General features: G+C 42.2%; 14 protein-coding genes. 9 read left to right on the forward strand and 5 right to left on the reverse strand.

The features are described from left to right. Window positions 1-163 precede the first annotated feature (163 nt). The 3 genes from N5J47_RS02795 to epmA all read left to right on the forward strand — a co-directional run bounded on the left by N5J47_RS02795 (window position 164) and on the right by epmA (window position 3,970). On the forward strand, window positions 164-1,693 hold the full coding sequence (locus N5J47_RS02795) for a YadA C-terminal domain-containing protein (RefSeq protein WP_279959319.1): 1,530 nt from the start codon (window positions 164-166) through the stop codon (window positions 1,691-1,693). Window positions 1,694-1,922: 229 nt separating this feature from the next. Continuing rightward, a complete protein-coding gene (locus N5J47_RS02800) occupies window positions 1,923-2,990 on the forward strand; it encodes a 4-phosphoerythronate dehydrogenase (RefSeq protein WP_279959309.1) in 1,068 nt (355 codons plus the stop codon). An 8-nt stretch (window positions 2,991-2,998) separates the two neighbouring features. Then, window positions 2,999-3,970: an EF-P lysine aminoacylase EpmA gene (gene epmA, locus N5J47_RS02805; RefSeq protein ID WP_279959318.1), complete on the forward strand. Its 972-nt coding sequence runs from the start codon at window positions 2,999-3,001 to the stop codon at window positions 3,968-3,970. Between the two features lie 21 nt (window positions 3,971-3,991). Here epmA and N5J47_RS02810 read toward each other — a convergent pair whose 3' ends face one another. Both N5J47_RS02810 and N5J47_RS02815 read right to left on the reverse strand, forming a co-directional pair. Beyond that, window positions 3,992-5,122 (reverse strand): helix-turn-helix transcriptional regulator, encoded by a 1,131-nt coding sequence (locus tag N5J47_RS02810; RefSeq protein ID WP_279959308.1) that lies wholly within the window; start codon window positions 5,120-5,122, stop codon window positions 3,992-3,994. A 165-nt stretch (window positions 5,123-5,287) separates the two neighbouring features. Next, a complete protein-coding gene (locus N5J47_RS02815) occupies window positions 5,288-5,905 on the reverse strand; it encodes a rhomboid family intramembrane serine protease (RefSeq protein ID WP_279959307.1) in 618 nt (205 codons plus the stop codon). Between the two features lie 153 nt (window positions 5,906-6,058). Here N5J47_RS02815 and nfuA point away from each other — a divergent pair, with 153 nt between their 5' ends. Then, a complete protein-coding gene (gene nfuA / locus N5J47_RS02820) occupies window positions 6,059-6,697 on the forward strand; it encodes a Fe-S biogenesis protein NfuA (protein WP_267981035.1) in 639 nt (212 codons plus the stop codon). 226 nt (window positions 6,698-6,923) lie between these two features. Next, window positions 6,924-8,954 carry a ligand-gated channel protein gene (locus N5J47_RS02825; protein ID WP_279959306.1) on the forward strand — a complete coding sequence of 677 codons (2,031 nt, stop codon included), beginning with the start codon at window positions 6,924-6,926 and terminating at the stop codon, window positions 8,952-8,954. Window positions 8,955-9,271: 317 nt separating this feature from the next. Here the strand turns inward: N5J47_RS02825 and N5J47_RS02830 are convergent, their stop codons facing one another. Both N5J47_RS02830 and N5J47_RS02835 read right to left on the reverse strand, forming a co-directional pair. Beyond that, entirely contained in the window at window positions 9,272-10,282 is a 1,011-nt protein-coding gene (locus N5J47_RS02830; RefSeq protein ID WP_279959305.1) for a hypothetical protein, read from the reverse strand. Between the two features lie 20 nt (window positions 10,283-10,302). After that, entirely contained in the window at window positions 10,303-11,316 is a 1,014-nt protein-coding gene (locus N5J47_RS02835; protein ID WP_279959304.1) for an alpha/beta hydrolase, read from the reverse strand. 237 nt (window positions 11,317-11,553) lie between these two features. Here N5J47_RS02835 and N5J47_RS02840 point away from each other — a divergent pair, with 237 nt between their 5' ends. Next, complete coding sequence (locus N5J47_RS02840; protein WP_004674784.1) at window positions 11,554-12,168, forward strand: carbonic anhydrase; 615 nt, start codon at window positions 11,554-11,556, stop codon at window positions 12,166-12,168. Between the two features lie 106 nt (window positions 12,169-12,274). Continuing rightward, the gene (gene aac(6')-I, locus N5J47_RS02845) at window positions 12,275-12,715 is read left to right on the forward strand and encodes an AAC(6')-Ighjkrstuvwx family aminoglycoside N-acetyltransferase (protein ID WP_267981031.1); all 441 of its coding nucleotides are present in this window, start codon (window positions 12,275-12,277) and stop codon (window positions 12,713-12,715) included. Window positions 12,716-12,742: 27 nt separating this feature from the next. Here aac(6')-I and N5J47_RS02850 read toward each other — a convergent pair whose 3' ends face one another. Further along, window positions 12,743-13,372, reverse strand: coding sequence for an arylesterase (locus N5J47_RS02850; RefSeq protein WP_279959303.1), 630 nt, complete (start codon window positions 13,370-13,372; stop codon window positions 12,743-12,745). Between the two features lie 36 nt (window positions 13,373-13,408). Here N5J47_RS02850 and N5J47_RS02855 point away from each other — a divergent pair, with 36 nt between their 5' ends. Beyond that, window positions 13,409-14,113: an ABC transporter ATP-binding protein gene (locus N5J47_RS02855; RefSeq protein WP_279959302.1), complete on the forward strand. Its 705-nt coding sequence runs from the start codon at window positions 13,409-13,411 to the stop codon at window positions 14,111-14,113. Further along, complete coding sequence (locus N5J47_RS02860) at window positions 14,110-16,593, forward strand: FtsX-like permease family protein (RefSeq protein ID WP_279959301.1); 2,484 nt, start codon at window positions 14,110-14,112, stop codon at window positions 16,591-16,593. The genes N5J47_RS02855 and N5J47_RS02860 overlap by 4 nt, the downstream gene beginning before the upstream one ends. Window positions 16,594-16,595: the final 2 nt, after the last annotated feature.

Raw genomic sequence — 16,595 nt, forward strand, 5'->3', positions numbered from 1 at the left:
AACTGTAACTGGGGCATTAATTGCTGGTGCATCAACACTTGATTCCTTGAGTGTAACAAATGCTGCAACTGTAAATGGTTTATTCACTGTAAATAATGATGCAAATGTAACTGGTAAGTTGACAGCAGGCAGCGTAAAAACATCTGTGGTTGACCTTGGTACAATGAGTTCAACTGTAACAACAAATACTGCTCCAAGTGCTAATCGTTTGACTGCACGCTATGACACAATTGATGGAAATGGTTCTCCAATTACTATATATGAAACTCAATCTGGTGGTGTAAGTACTTATTATACAATTAATAGTGGTGTGGCAACTGAATATACAGATGCAACTGTTATTGGCGCTTTAGGTAAAACTGTTGCACCAACAGCAGGTGGTACAACACAAACTCAATCAGTATTGAATACAACAACTGCAACAGTGAAAGAAGTAACTGACAAAGCTGTTACATATGGTGAAATTAAAACTCAACAAGATGCCGTAACTGTAAATGGTACTTTGAACAATAATGAAAACATTAATGTGAACGTTGGTACTGGCGCTCCAGTAGATGTAAATAACCAGTCTGTTGTAACAGGTATTATTGGAACTGATTCAAATAGTAATAATATCTATGGAACAACTGCTAAATCTAAAGTAACAGCTGCTGATGGTACTGTAACAGCAGATAATACTACTACTTTAACAGCTGATGGTATTGTTGTTGCAGATGTAGTATCAGGTAAATCAACAATTGTTAATGCAACAGGTATTACAACTGATACACTGATTGTTGGTGGTACAAATGTTAAAGATACATTAGATGCACACACAACTGCGATTGCAGGTTTGGATACTCGTGTGACAGCTAACGAAACAGCGATTACTAATCTTGATAACCGTGTAACAACAGAAGTTGGTCGTTTAGATGGACGTGTTGATGCAGTTGATGCTCGTGTAACAGCGAATGAAACAGCGATCACAACCCTTGATGGTCGTGTAACAACAGAAGTTAATCGTTTAGATGGTCGTATTGATACGGTTGCAGCAGATACTTTAGCTACTGCTAACACTTATACAGATACTAAAGTTGGAGCTGAAAAAACTGCTCGTGAAGCAGCTGATACTCAGATTCGTACTGACTTTGCAGCAGCAGATGCAGCGACTTTAACTTCTGCTAAAGGTTATACAGACACTAAAGTTGGTGCAGAAGAAACAGCCCGTAAAGCAGAAGATGCAAAAATCCGTACTGACTTCACAGCAGCAGATGCTCAAATTCGTACTGATTTCGCAGCAGCCGATACAGCAACTTTAAATTCTGCTAAAGGTTATACAGACACTAAAGCAACATCTACTCTAGCATCTGCAAATACTTACACAGATACTAAAGCGGCTGAAACATTATCAGCGGCAAATGCTTATACCAACACCCGTGTAGATCAGTTAAACAGCCGTGTTGATGATGTACAAAAAACAGCATACCGTGGTATCGCAATTGCGTTGGCTGCACAACAAGCTGTACCTAGCATTCAACCAGGTCAAGTTGCTGTATTTGGTGGTGTAGGTCACTATGAGGGTGAAACTGCTGGCTCTATCGGTGTGGTAACTGCTTTCACTGACCGTATCTCTGCAAGTGGTGCCTTAGGTTTCGCTAGTGGTAATGAGTTTGGTGGACGTGTAGGTGTTGCTTACGTCTTTGGCGGTAAGTAATAGATGAGATAAGAATAATAATGAAGAAAACCTGAGATGGATGTGTACAAGATACAGGTTTTCTTCTCTTAGGTTATCACCTCTTGGGTTGTTCTTTTCAGCATGAAGAACAACCTTTTTTTGTATTTATTCAACCATCAGAACCAAAAGATAAAGAAATCATTTATGAATTGTCAATCAACAGTACTCCAAGGATAATAAGTACTGGTTAACTTATGGAAAACACTGCATGAAAATTGTCGCAGATGAAAATTTGGCGTTTACCGATTATTTCTTTGCGGAATTTGCAGAAATACAGCAAAAGGCAGGGCGTATACTGACCCATGCCGATGTACAGGATGCCGATGCACTTTTGGTTCGATCCGTGACCAAGGTCAACCATGATTTAATTGATCAAACTCAAATTAAATTTGTGGGCAGTGCCACCATTGGCACAGACCATCTCGATATTCCAGCTTTAGAACAACAGAACATCGCATGGAGCAATGCGGCAGGTTGCAATGCGCAGGCAGTTGCTGAATATGTCATTACCGCCTTACTGCATCTAAATATTGATTTATTGGAAAAAAATAAGGCGTTTACTTTAGCGATTGTTGGCTTGGGTAATGTTGGAAAACGGCTGGCAGTGATGGCGCAATTATTGGGCTGGAATGTGATTGGTTATGATCCTTATGTGCAACTCGCTGGCATTAAAAATGTATCCTTTCAGGAGCTGTTAAAACAGGCTGATGCGATCTCGATTCATGTGCCTCTAACCACATCTGGTGATTATCCAACACAGCATTTATTTGATGAAGCTGCATTGGCTGAAATGAAACCGTGCGCTATTTTGATAAATAGCGCACGTGGTCCAGTGATTCAACAATCAGCACTGATGGCAGATATTGAAAAGGCCAAACGTCAGGTTGTGCTGGATGTTTTTGAGTTTGAACCTGAAATTCCTCAAGAGCTTTTAGAAAGATTGGCTTTGGCAACGCCGCATATTGCGGGTTATAGTCTGGAGGGTAAGGCGAGAGGCACACAGATGATTTATGAGGCCTTTTGTCATACATTTGGCTATCAACCATCAAAACGGTTTGAAAGTCAGTTGCCAGCCGTTGAACAGTATTTTGAAAAGCAGGATTTAAAAGTCTCATTAAAGCAACATCTGGTCCAGATTTATAATATTACTGAGGATGATCAGCAGCTTCGTGCCTGTGTTCAGGCAGCTAAGGTAGAGCAGAAAGCTTTTGATTTACTCCGTAAGAACTACCCTTTGCGTCGTGAATGGGCTGCACATGGAGGGCCAAAGGCGTGAGTCAAGCGATGAAAACCTATCAACCCACCTGTTCCATTGAAGCCTTAAAAACACGTGCGGAGATGTACCAGAAAATTCGCCAGTTCTTTGCTGAGCGCAATGTGCTGGAAGTGGAAACGCCTATTTTATCCCAGGCAGGTGTAACCGATGTTCATTTGGCTTCTGTACAGGTGCAGCGTCATATACATGGAAAATTAAATATCCAATATTTGCAGACCTCGCCAGAATTCCCCATGAAACGTTTGCTGGCCAGTGGCAGTGGGCCGATCTACCAAATCTGTAAAGTTTTCCGTGATGATGAGCATGGACGTAAACACAACAGTGAATTTACCATGCTGGAATGGTATCGACCTGGACTGGATTTAAAGGCGTTGATGCATGAAACCGCAGACTTGCTGGAAATCTGTCTGATGCATCGTTTTGGTGAAATTCGTCCCATTATTCTCAGCTATAAACATGCTTTTCAGGATCGTCTGGATATTAATCCCTTGCAGGCAACACTGAAGCAACTCAAAGACACAGCCCATCGGGTTGGACTTAACCTTGACTTGGGAGATGATCGTTTAGGCTATATAGATCTGTTGTTTTCCCATTTTGTTGAGCCGAGTCTGGGTTTTGATGCCCCCGTTTTCTTGACTGATTTTCCACCTGAGATGGCATCGTTGGCAAAAGTTAAACAGGATGAGGATGGAGAGCAGGTCGCAGCGCGTTTCGAGGTTTATATCGAGGGGCTTGAACTGGCCAATGCCTATGATGAACTTCTGGATGCGGATGTACTGGCTTCCCGTTTTGAAGCGGATAATACAGAACGTGCCAAGCAGGGATTACCTGTGATTCCGATAGATCAGCATTTACTGGCAGCCTTGCCCAATATGCCTGAATGTTCAGGCATTGCGCTCGGTATAGACCGTTTATTGATGGTGGCAATGAATCAGGTCAAGATTGATCAGGTCATTGCATTTCCAGCTGAAATTGCTTAATGATTGATGTATCAAATACTTTTATGAAAATTGCATTAGTAACTGAACCAGTTCACCCTGGCGGTGGGTCTTGGTTTTCTTAAAAATGGATTGCAGATGTTTCTTAACAGTATCTGCCTGAATCTCATATGAAAGTGCAATTTCCTTGGTGGTTTTACCCTCCAGTAGCTGTTCGCAAATTTTATGCTCAACAGGGGTAAACATAAAAAGCTGGGTACAGATTTCCTTTTGATATTTTGGCTTGTGTTTGAGCCCTGAAAAAGTTGCCAGTAAAACTGGGCGCAATCCAAAAATCTTATGGGTTTTTTCTGGGCTAAGTAAATCCAGGGTCAGGAATAAATGGTGGTCCAGCATCATGATCTTGGTTCTTTCCGAATAGGCGAGGTCATGGCTGTTTTTATAGTTGCGTTCGAGTTCCATTAATTTATGGTTAAACACCATTTGGTTATCTTCATGGCTGAATGTGAAACGGCGTTGTCTGGTTTGAATATGATGATTATTTGCCAGTAAATGTTTGGCCTCTGGATTCATCTCCAGAATATCGCCATTTAAGTTAATGATTGCAATGGGCTGCTTCATCTTTTGAATCAGCTGTGATCCCAGCAGGGTCATAGTGGAATATTCAAAATGATGGCGATATTGCTGCATCTTTTGCTGCAACAGGGGCAAGATTTCATAAACTGGCTGGAGTTCGGCACAGCCAAGGGGGCCACGACTAAAACTGGTGAGGAATGAGAGAATCACGCAGACTTTATGATCATAAATCACCTGAATTGCCGAGCAGAAGCGTAGATCTAAAGGTTGTAGCACCTGCTGGTAGACCTGTGTCTGGGTAATCTCATGCTCCTCAAAATGTTCTGTACAATGCATCCAGCCATTTAATGGTGCTGACGATAACTTTCTTAAACGTGGATCATCATCAATTTCCAGACGAATTTGTTTTAGGGCTGCTTGTTCTAATTGGTTGGAATCAAAATTTACGCCGTGATGAATACTAAAGGATAGGGCCTCAACTTCAAGGTCAATTGCCAGAATTTGGGAAGCCTGTACATTAAAATGATGATTCAGTTGTTCCAGAAAAATAATCCAGTCATCAGCACACTGAACCTTGTTTAAGATCCCCATAACAGTGCTCTGCTGGATTGGATTCATTTAAAAACCCTATTAAAATGAATAAAGTATATTTTCTATATTTTATATGGGTTTTGGCTAAATAAAATCGGGTTCTGAGGGAATTGTGATTTTTTGTGCAATTATCTGACGAAATGAGATGTGATGAATAAAAGCCCCAAATATGGGGCCAGTCCTGAATATTTATTAAAATGGTAATTTGGTGAGCTGGTTGAGAAAATGCGGAATCACCCGTGGTTCCAGCAAAATGGTGACCACCACACCATAGGCTGCTCCCCAGAGATGGGCGCTATGGTTAATGTTGCTATTACCCCGTTTACCAGACCAGATGCTGTAAGCAACATATAAAACTGCAAAGATAATGGCAGGCACAGGAATAAAAAAGACAAAAATCAGGTTCCAGGGCTGAAATAAAATATAGGCAAACAAGACCGCTGAAACTGCGCCAGAGGCCCCTAAACTTGCCCAGTGCACATCATGACGGTGCTTTAGGTAGCTGGGTAGAATAGCAAAGACCAGTCCACCCAGATAAAACAGCACAAAGCCCATGTCAAAAAAGAATTGGCGATAAAAGCTTTCAATAATATTGCCAAAGAAAAACAGCGTGATCATGTTGAACAGTAAATGTGCTCCATCGGCATGGATAAAACCATGAGTGATGAAACGGTCATATTGTCCACGCTGCATGGCGGGTGGCCAGAAAATCAGGCGGTTCATGACGGCCTGATTGGAAAATGCCAACAGGGAAATTGCAATGGTAATAATGATGAGTGTCACAGTGTGACTAAAGGGTAGATGTAACATAAAAATTTTAGATTGATCAGTGTCTAGGCAATAATGCCATTAAAAAGTGAATAAACAATCATCTTGCATATAATTCCTACAAAAATGGTTGATTTTTTTTAAATCCCCTCCATCTTCGGTTAATATAACGACATCAGCTTGAGGATTATTGTTATGTCGACTGAGAACACCAACACTGCTGTCGCAGAAGAAATTCCAAACCTTTTGATTACTCCCTCTGCACAAGAGTATTTAAGTGATTTATTAACAAAGCAAAATACTCCAGGAATTGGCGTTCGAGTTTTTGTAGAACATCCAGGTACACCACGTGCCGAATGTTGTATGGCCTATAGTGCACCTGAAGAAGTGGTGCCAACTGACTATAAGCAGGATTACCCTGACTTTCCAGCTTATATCGATGCGCCATCTATACCATATCTGCTTGATGCCGTGATTGACTACAACAAAGACCGTTTTGGTGGTCAATTAACATTCCGTGCGCCTAACTCGAAAGTACCTCGTGTAGGGCCAGATGCGTCAATTGAAGAACGGATCACCTATGTGCTGCAATCTGAGATTAATCCTGGATTGGAAGGGCATGGCGGTAACTGTAGCCTGGTTGAGGTACAGAATGATCCTGAACATGGTTTAACCGCTGTGTTGAAATTTGGTGGCGGTTGCCAGGGTTGTTCAGCGATTGATGTGACTTTAAAACAGGGTGTGGAAACCACCTTGAGACAGCATGTTCCTGAGTTGCAGCGTGTGGTTGACCAAACCGACCATACTCAGGCTGAGGGCGCATATTTCAAGTAATAAAGCTGGAAATATACAGTAGTTTTTAAAAGCCCTATCAAGGGCTTTTTTATTTTTAGATAAAAAATAACCATATTTCTTCTTGTTTCATAACAGGATACAATAAATCAAAAGAGGATTTATAAATAATAATAATTATCATTTTTATTGTGTTTTATTTATTTTTTGTTAGAATTCCCATGAATTTTTAAGAAATTATTAAGATTTATCTGATTCAGGTGTGACTATGTCCAATAAAATATCCCATCAATCATTACTTACCCTCTCAATTCTCAGTGGCATGATGGCGTATGCCCATGCGGCAGAAAGCCAACAAAATAAAGGTGAACTTTCAAATAATCATGCGGCAGTTCAGCTGGAAAAAATTGTGGTTACGGCAAGCGGGTTTGAACAGGATATTAAAAAGGCTGCGGCTTCCATTTCAGTATTGACTCAGGAAGAAATCAATAAAAAGGCCTACCGTGATGTAACGGATGCCTTAAAGGATGTTCCAGGTGTGGTGGTCACAGGTGGTGGCAGTTCAAGCGACATCAGTATCCGTGGAATGGGCAGTGCCTATACCGTGATTATGGTCGATGGCAAAAAAATCAATACACGTTCAGTCCGCCCAAATAGTGACAATTCTGGGATTGAACAGGGCTGGTTGCCAAATATTGGCGCAATCGAGCGTATTGAAGTGATTCGTGGCCCAATGTCTGGCTTGTATGGTTCAGATGCAATGGGTGGGGTGATCAACATCATTACCAAGAAAACAGGCAATGAATGGCAGGGATCAATCAAGCTGGATACCACATTGCAGGAAGATTCCAGATCAGGAAATATGTATCAATCCAATGTCTATCTTTCAGGGCCCCTGATCGCCAACTTATTGTCGTTCAAGGCCAATGGATTATTTTCACAGCGTGAAGAAGATGAAATCTATGGCGGATATAACAAGCAAAAAATTCGTGCAGGTGGAGCGGCATTAAGTTTGACACCAAATGATGACCATACCGTTGAGATGGAATATCAGCGTTCGATCCAGAACCGTGATGCAACTGTGGGGAAAACCATTTCACCTGTGCAAACAGGTAGAAATCCACCCGTCAATTCATTAACGGATTATTACCGTACTGAATACAACCTGACTCATCGTGGGCAGATTGGTGCAGTGGAAACCCATTCCTATATCCAGCGTGAAGAAAATGACAATCCATCACGCAATATGGAAGCGGTCAACACCACATTTAATACATTGAACAAGATTAACCTGAATCAGCACAGCCTGAGTTTTGGTGGCATGTATTTAAAGGAAGAGTTGGATGATAAAGGCAACCAGTTAAGTCTTGGTGGTGCGACACCAATTTCAAGTCTGGATCGTTATAGCTGGGCATTGTTTGCTGAAGATGCATGGAATATTGTCGATGACTTTACCTTGACCAGTTCACTTCGTTTGGACAAGGATGAGAAGTTTGGTGATCACTGGAGTCCTAAAGTCTATGGCGTTTGGGGCTTAAATGATCACTGGGTAATCAAGGGTGGCGTATCGACAGGTTATAAGACACCAGCACTACGTGCAACAGTTGCAGAGTGGGGACAGGCAACAGGTGGTGGTCAGAGCAAGGGTGTGATTGTGGGTAATCCTGAGCTTAAACCTGAAAAAAGCATAAACTATGAAGTGTCATTCAACTGGGATAACCTCGATAACCTGAATGCGGGACTGACCCTGTTTAATAGTGAATTTAAGGACAAGATTACTGAAATCAGAACCTGTCAGGGTGCTTCTGGGTCACTGAGTTGTGATTGGTTGGGTGAAAAGTTTGACTTTGTTAGCCTGCGGGAAAATGTGGATAAAGCCAATATGCGTGGTGCGGAAGCAACATTGGGCTGGAAAGTCTTGCCAAATGTGAACCTGAGTGCAAACTATACCTTTACCGATACAGAGCAAAAGAGTGGTGTGAATAAAGGCAAGCCTTTAAATGAAATGCCAAAACATATGTTCAATACCACCGCAGACTGGGAAATCAGTGACCAGTTTTCTAGCTGGGGACGTGTCAACTATCGCAGTAAGACATCGGATTATTTAAGCCGTACCGCGATGGCGAAAGGCAAGCCAGCCTATACCCTGGTTGATGTAGGGTTAAACTATAAGCCTACCCAGAATATCGCGATTGCCGCAGGCGTTTATAACCTGTTTGATAAAGAGATTGATACAGAAACTTATAGTTATGTTCTGGATGGTCGTCGTTATAACTTGGGTGTGACTTACAGTTTTTAAATATGACCTGAGTTCGATTCAAATATTTTCTAACTTATTGAAAAAAATTATCTTGATGGAGTCTTGCCGAGTTCTCAGCCAATTTCAGGATCAGCCTGCGGCTAGCCCTACTTTTCTTTCGGGAAAAGTAGGCAAAACCATTGTCATCCGCAAAACTCGTTGACTATCGTCAGCCAGTTTAATAAATCGCAGAAACGGCACGCTATTAATAAAGTCCTGCCTCAAACAATTGCGGATGACGTTTCCGAGTACCATATTTCATCGAAGATTTTATATTAAAATCAAGTTAAATATAAATTGTTATTGAGCAAGGCACATCATGCGCCTTGTTTTATCAGAATTTCAGAAACCTGTTCTGAATAATAAAATTTTTCTAAATAGGTGCGGGCACGTTGTCTTAAATAACCTGTTTGAATCACTTGCTGTAACACAGGTGTCAGTAAATCACTCAATTCATTTTCAATCAGGGTTTCATCAATATTCAGATCGCGGAGTAATAAATCAAATGTGCGTTCCTGATTACGCGCATACCACGCATAGACGCCATCATGGACCTGCTGTTTTAAATAATCTGTTTGACGGATATGATCCCAGATTTCATGTCCCATTCCCACAGTTTGGGGTAGGTCTTGTACCTCAACATAGTTGCGTAAGACTGATAAGGGCATAACCTTAATTTTATGCCAAATGTTGGCCTGGAAATGGTACAGCTTGTCATCATTAAAGTGCTGGTTTAACACCCGTTCACTCATCTGGCTGATCTTCAATATATTTTTTTGTAGGTAATGACCAATGGTGTCATTCAGGTTGGAATCGGTCACCGTTTCCAAAACTGATTTGCCCATTTTCATGAAATGCCCAACGCCTGGCACACGTTTGGACATCACTGAATTGTCCAGATAATCCTGAATGGAGTGTTGAATCAGTTGGGTAATCAGGGCAGAAAAGGCAGGATTATCGACAATGGTTTTAATCAGGCGCTGGCGATGGCCACTTTTACCTGCGACATATTGCGCAATTGAGTCAATGGTTAAAACAGGAATCACATCTTCAATGTTGGTTTGATCATTGCGTGGATGAATCAGGGCAAAGCGGATATGTTCTGCAATTTGTTCAATCAGAAATGAACTGGCAGGTGTATTCAGGATTTGTTTCTCAATCAGTTTAAAGATTTGTTCAAATGACCAGATATGCTGGAGTTGCTGTAAGCGCAACCAATGATAGAACTGTTTAAACTCATGTTGAATGGTTTCGGCCTGTGTAAACTCTTGATCCAGAAAATCAAGTTGTGCGTCAATCAGTTGTTCTATCATTGGATGTTTAGGCATAGGATTTTATAACTTTAAGTTTATGGAGTTGGCGCAGTTACAGGTTTTTGTGACTGAATCTTGCTCAGGAATGGTAAATATTGCTGAACCACCAATTGGTCTGCCTCCAGAATAGGCATATGGCCCACATTATCCAGAATGACAGGTGTCTGGGCATTTTTTAGCAGTGATTTTAACTCAGGTGCAACCTCAACATTGATAATTTTATCCTGCTTGCCCCATAAAATCAGTGTTGGTGCATCAATGGATCTTGCCAATAAAGCAAATGAATCTGGCGTATATAACTTATTGAGAGCAATTAACTGATCTACCATTTTCTGGGTTTGTTCAACCTGACCAATCATCATTTTTTCCTGTGCCTGAGCAATCTCTTTTGGAATAAATGGTGGGGTAAACATGGCTTGTTGCATTAAATAATTAAAATCGCCTTTTTTGCTGACAATCATGTTCTTGATCTGGTTTGGATCTTTTAAATATGGCGTGGTTGCAGCCTTATATACGCCCGCAGCATCAATTAAAAACAGGCTTTTGGTTTCAAATGGATATTGCCCTGCATAGAGCATGGCAATTGAACCACCAAGTGAGTGACCTGCAATATGTGCTGGGCTGGTTAGGTTGGCTGCCTCAACAAAACGGCGTAACTTTTCAGTGACGTTTGGAACGGAATAGTCAAAATCTTTAGGAACCTGTGTTTCACCGCTGGCTGGCAAGTCTGGGATGATCACATGGTAGTTGGCGGTTAAGGCCCGTGCCACACGGTTCCAGTTGTCACGGCTGCCCGCCAAGCCATGAATTAAAATCACGATCGGTTTTCCAGCTTGACCACCCTCACTATATGACCAGGTGATATCGCCGACTTTTAAGGTTTTGGTCTGTAAACCTGCCCATGCACGTTCCTGTTGCAGCACATTCTGGAAGCTCATTTCTATTTCGGCTGCCTGTGTTGAGCTGATTGCGATGGTCGCCAAGCTGCATGAAATTAAAGCTGCGGTTAAGGTCTTGCGAAAGGAGATGGAAAAAAGACGCTTCATCATGATTTGTTCTATCCTTGATCTATTTTTAAACCCATTGATTATTGGGGAAGATATTAGGGGAGTCATTTGCATAATCTACAGATGTATGGAAATTCTTGCCAATGAAATCATTCGTTTTTCGCTATTTTCCTGATTAAAAGACAGGCTGGTATTTAGATGGATTCTATTTTTGTCAGTGACTTTCAAACAGGCGCACATTAAACTGTTGGCTCATGTCAATCATAGATGGATGCACGCATGCTCACTGCTAAAGAAGCCCTGGAACGTTTAAAAGTTGGTAATGCTCGTTTTGTGAAAGGTGAGGCAACCTCACAGAATCACCTGTCTCACCAGGAACGTGCTGCATTGGCAGGAAGTCAAAACCCATTTGCAATTGTTTTAGGATGTTCAGATTCACGTGTCCCTGCGGAAATGGTGTTTGATCAGGGCTTGGGTGACTTATTTGTGATTCGTGTTGCAGGCAATATCGTTGCGCCGTCACAGGTAGGAAGTGTTGAGTTTGCGGCAGAGCGATATGACTGTGCCGTGGTGGTGGTGCTGGGGCATAGCCATTGTGGTGCGATTCAGGCCACCATTGATACCTTGATGCATCCAGAGCAGCCGCCATCGTCTAACCTGATGTCGATTGTGAATCGGGTTCGTCCATCGGTTGAGATTTTGATGCAAACCGAACTCAAAGGTGATTTGAAAAAGCTGTCTGCCCATGCGGTTCGTTCCAATGTATTTGCATCAGTGAATCAGTTGCGTCATGGTTCTGCTGTGCTAGAACAGTTGATTGAGAAAGGCAAGCTGATTGTGGTCGGTGCTGAATACTCATTGGAAACAGGCGAAGTCACTTTTTTTGATTTCTAAGGATCAGGGCGAGTTTTAACTCGCCCTATTCAGTTTGCTGCAAGCTTAAACTTTATTTTTGATTGAATTAAAATAAATGCCAAGGCGATAAAAGAACAGAAAACATATGAACATCATCACGGTAACTGAGCCACTTTTGGCTGACTGGCTGCAATTAAGAATCTTACTCTGGCCTGAATCTGAAGATGCGCATTTAGTAGAAATGCAGCAGCTACTTGGACAAATACATACGCTACAATTATTAGCTTATTCCGATCAGCAACAAGCGATTGCCATGCTGGAAGCTTCTATTCGATACGAATATGTAAATGGCACGCAAACGTCACCTGTAGCTTTTCTTGAAGGCATTTATGTCTTGCCTGAATATCGACGCTCAAGTATAGCCACCGCTTTGGTGCAACAGGTAGAACAATGGGCAAAGCAATTTGCATGTACAGAATTTGCTTCAGATGCTGCGATTGATAATACGATCAGTCATGCCATGCATCGCGCGCTGGGTTTTCAGGAAACTGAACGTGTGGTGTATTTTAAGAAAAATATCAGTTGAAATTTTTTATTGAGTCAAAGGCACGGTTTATAACGCGCCTTTGATATAAGGATAAGCCAGATTTAGCATGATCGGTTGTGCCTTGGCATTGGGATGGATCTGGTCATTCTGAATCAAAGTCTTGTTGCCTGCTACACCATCTAAAAAGAAAGGTAGTAATTTCACCTTATACTGTTGGCTTACAATTTTATAATTATTTTCAAAAGCGTTGCTATACGCAGTTCCATAATTCGGTGGTATTTTCATACCAAACAGTAAAACAGTGGCTTTCTGTTTTTGACTCAGTTGTACCAATTGGGCGAGATTTTTTTGAATCATCTGTGGTGGTTGCCCACGCAATCCATCATTGCCGCCCAGTTCAATGACAACAACTTCTGGTTTATAGGTTTGCAATAATTTAGGCAGTCGCGCCAATGCACCACTGGTGGTTTCGCCACTGACACTTGCATTGACCACCCTGTGCTGTTTCGGATACTGTTGGTCTAAACGTTGCTGTAACAGATTTACCCAACCTTGTTTGGCATCTATGCCATAACCTGCGCTCAGGCTATCACCCAAAATTAAAATGGTCTTGGCTGAAACCAGTGTTGGTATCACACAAAGGGTCATGATTCCAAGTATTTTAGGGACTGACCAAATAAGCTTAGATTTTTGCATTGCACTTAAAATTTGTCCTAAAGGATACGTGACATCATGCCACAACCAATTATTTCTGCCCGAAAAGTTACACAAAATATTCAGATTCACCAGCAAAGTTTAACCATTTTAAAAGACATTGATTTGGACATTTATCAGGGTGAACAGATTGCCATAACAGGGCGTTCAGGTTCAGGGAAATCGACTTTACTGGGTATTTTGGCAACGCTGGATCGACCAAGTTCAGGAGAATTGGTGGTGTGTGGGCAAGCGGTTCACACGTTAACGGAAGAGCAGCGCGCACAGGTACGACTGGAAAATATTGGTTTTGTGTTTCAGGCATTCCAGCTTTTACCACAACTGAGTGCGCTGGAAAATGTGATGTTGCCGTTGCGTTTGCAACCTGATTTTAACTTTAGACAGGCTGAGCAAAAAGCACTGGCATGGCTGGAACGAGTTGGGCTGGTTCGTCAGGCACAGCAAACCCCGAAAGTTTTGTCAGGTGGTGAGCAGCAACGTGTGGCAATTGCCCGTGCTTTAATTGCCGAGCCTAAAATTATCTTTGCTGACGAACCGACAGGCAATCTGGATGGACAGACGGCAGAAGAAGTTGAGCAACTGCTATTTGATCTAAATAGAGAATTAGGTACAACTTTGGTGCTGGTCACCCATGACCAGAATCTGGCGGCCTTGTGTCAGCGTCATGTCAAACTGTTTGATGGTCAGATTCAGGAAATCGTCAAGGCTGGGGAGGGAATATGAATTCAATTCTCAAGCCATTATTACTGCAAAGTTTTCGTACAGGTGGGTTGTATTTACTGATTATTGCCCTGTCTTTGGCGATTAGTGCCACTACCGCATTAAAATTTAGTAATAGTCAGGTCCAGAATGCGGTGGCATTACAGGCTGCGGAAATGCTGGGTGCTGATCTGGTGATGACGGATAATGATCCTATACAAACTCAATGGGTACAACAGGCACAAAAGCTGAATTTACAACAGGCACCTGTGACAGTATTTGGCTCAATGGCGCATACCCAAGACCAGTTTGTGATGGTCAATGTCAAGGCAGTGGATGAGCATTTTCCATTACGTGGCAAACTGGAAATTCAGCCTAAAGCACAATCTATTCAACAAGGTCAGGTGTGGTTAAGTCCCCGTGCCATGGATTTATTGCATACTCAACTGGGGGATCGGGTTGCGATTGCCGATGGGCAGTTTACCGTAACAGGCGTGATTGAGCATGATTCCAATCAGGAGCTGGGATTTTCAGGTTTTTCACCGACGGTCATCATTCATCAGGCAGATATTGCCAAAACCAATGCCGTTCAGGTCGGTAGCCGTATTGAATATCGTCTGCTTATGGCAGGTCAGCCTGAACAGATCAAAGCCTTTAAGAAAATCTTTAAGCAGCAAAAAAATCAGTTACATTCTGAACAGCAGCAAGACCAGCAGTTCGAGAATAATGAACAAACTTCACTCAAGCTTAGGGATGCCAATCAATCCAATACGCGCTTGATGAAACCGATTGAAAATCTGGATACATTCCTGCAACTTGCCAATTTATTGACCATTTTGCTGTGTGGCATTGCCATCGCATTGACCAGCCAGCGTTATGTACAGCAAAATCAGGATCATATTGCCTTGATGCGTTGTCTAGGGGCGAGTAAGCGTCAGATTTTATTTGCCTATGTCGCTTTACTTGGCATTGTTAGTGTTATCTCCATTGTACTTGGTAGCCTGATTGGGATTGGTTTGGGCTACAGTTTATTGCAGTTGATGCTGCAACTGATTCCACAATTGCAACTGAGTTTTGCTGTAACCGATCTCTTGCTGGCTTTGCCTGTGGCGATTTTTACCAGTGTGATGGTGCTGATTGGTTTTATCCTGCCTAGTATCTGGGAATTGTTAAATACGCCACCGATTCGGGTCATCCGCCAACAGGAACGTTCGCGTAAATCCTATTTCGCCATGTTTGCAGTGGGCGTGATGAGTTTGAGCATTTTTAGCTTGGTATTGAGCGATAATCTGCAACTCAGCCTATTGGTCTTGGCTGCAATTTTAATTCTTTGTGCTGTGCTTTATGCCGTAATTTGGTTGATGTTAAAAGCCATTAAACAATTGAAGCATCCAATTTCGGCTTATGTGCGGATTCCGCATCAGACGGCCTTACAGGTCACTGCGCTGGCTTTGGGATTAAGTCTGATTACTGTACTCAGTGTGCTCAGAACGGATCTATTACAGCGCTGGCAACAGCAACTCCCTGAGGGTACGCCCAATCAGTTTGTTTATGGTTTACCACCTTTTGATATGCCACAGTTGAAGCAGCAACTTGAACAAAATCACTGGCAATCGACACCACTTTATCCAAATATTCGGGGACGTTTAATTGCAAAAAATGGGCAGGCCTTTACGCCTGAGCTGGTCAAGCAAAATAACTCCTTGCGTCGGGAACTGAATCTGACGCAGGCTACAGAATATCCGAAAGATAATGTGATTACCGAGGGTAATCCGAAATTTAGCCAAGTGGGGCAGGTGTCAGTAGAAGCCAAACTGGCAAATGAATTAGGCATTAAAGTTGGTGATCGTCTTGATTTTAGCTTACCCGAGGGAACTTTACAGGCAACCGTAATTAACCTGCGTTCAGTGGAGTGGGAAAGTTTTAGCCCGAACTTTTTCTTTATCTTTTCACCGCAAAGCATGGATGAAAATGCAGGCAGCTATCTGGGCAGTTTTTATGTACCGCCAGCAGATCAGCCCAAAATGGTGCAACTGATTCAGCAATTTTCTAACACCGTATTTATTGATGTCGGGCGGATTCTGGATGAAGTCAAACGTCTGGTGGATGTATTGGTACAGATCATTACCGTATTAGCATTGTTGGTTGGACTGTCTGGTGTGTTGGTATTGATTGCCTGCCTCAATGTGCTGATGGATGAACGTCGTAAGGAAGTAGCGTTATTACGCTCTTTTGGCAGTGGTAAAAACAGGCTAAAACAGATGTTAAGTCTGGAAATTGGTTTTATTGGCTTATTGGCGGGAGTGGTGGCCTGTTTGTTTGCCGAGGTGATCAGTGCAATTGCCAGTTATAAGATGCAAATGGCGATTCAGTGGCATCCTGCGATCTGGCTGATTTTACCGTTAAGCATGATGCTGATTTGTATGTTGATTGGTCGTTATCGCCTCAGTTATTTATGCGATATTCCACCGTTGCAAAGTTTAAGGGAAATGAATCAGTCTTGATG

The sequence above is a fragment of the Acinetobacter sp. GD03645 genome (assembly GCF_029845285.1).
Lineage (GTDB): Bacteria > Pseudomonadota > Gammaproteobacteria > Pseudomonadales > Moraxellaceae > Acinetobacter > Acinetobacter corruptisaponis.

Excerpts from the sequence above, each read along its gene's own strand:
- N5J47_RS02795 (WP_279959319.1), top strand. The coding sequence starts at position 164 with ATGAGTTCAACTGTAACAACAAATACTGCTCCAAGTGCTAATCGTTTG.
- N5J47_RS02800 (WP_279959309.1), top strand. The coding sequence starts at position 1,923 with ATGAAAATTGTCGCAGATGAAAATTTGGCGTTTACCGATTATTTCTTT.
- epmA (WP_279959318.1), top strand. The coding sequence starts at position 2,999 with ATGAAAACCTATCAACCCACCTGTTCCATTGAAGCCTTAAAAACACGT.
- N5J47_RS02810 (WP_279959308.1), bottom strand. The coding sequence starts at position 5,122 with ATGAATCCAATCCAGCAGAGCACTGTTATGGGGATCTTAAACAAGGTT.
- N5J47_RS02815 (WP_279959307.1), bottom strand. The coding sequence starts at position 5,905 with ATGTTACATCTACCCTTTAGTCACACTGTGACACTCATCATTATTACC.
- nfuA (WP_267981035.1), top strand. The coding sequence starts at position 6,059 with ATGTCGACTGAGAACACCAACACTGCTGTCGCAGAAGAAATTCCAAAC.
- N5J47_RS02825 (WP_279959306.1), top strand. The coding sequence starts at position 6,924 with ATGTCCAATAAAATATCCCATCAATCATTACTTACCCTCTCAATTCTC.
- N5J47_RS02830 (WP_279959305.1), bottom strand. The coding sequence starts at position 10,282 with ATGCCTAAACATCCAATGATAGAACAACTGATTGACGCACAACTTGAT.
- N5J47_RS02835 (WP_279959304.1), bottom strand. The coding sequence starts at position 11,316 with ATGATGAAGCGTCTTTTTTCCATCTCCTTTCGCAAGACCTTAACCGCA.
- N5J47_RS02840 (WP_004674784.1), top strand. The coding sequence starts at position 11,554 with ATGCTCACTGCTAAAGAAGCCCTGGAACGTTTAAAAGTTGGTAATGCT.
- N5J47_RS02850 (WP_279959303.1), bottom strand. The coding sequence starts at position 13,372 with ATGCAAAAATCTAAGCTTATTTGGTCAGTCCCTAAAATACTTGGAATC.
- N5J47_RS02855 (WP_279959302.1), top strand. The coding sequence starts at position 13,409 with ATGCCACAACCAATTATTTCTGCCCGAAAAGTTACACAAAATATTCAG.
- N5J47_RS02860 (WP_279959301.1), top strand. The coding sequence starts at position 14,110 with ATGAATTCAATTCTCAAGCCATTATTACTGCAAAGTTTTCGTACAGGT.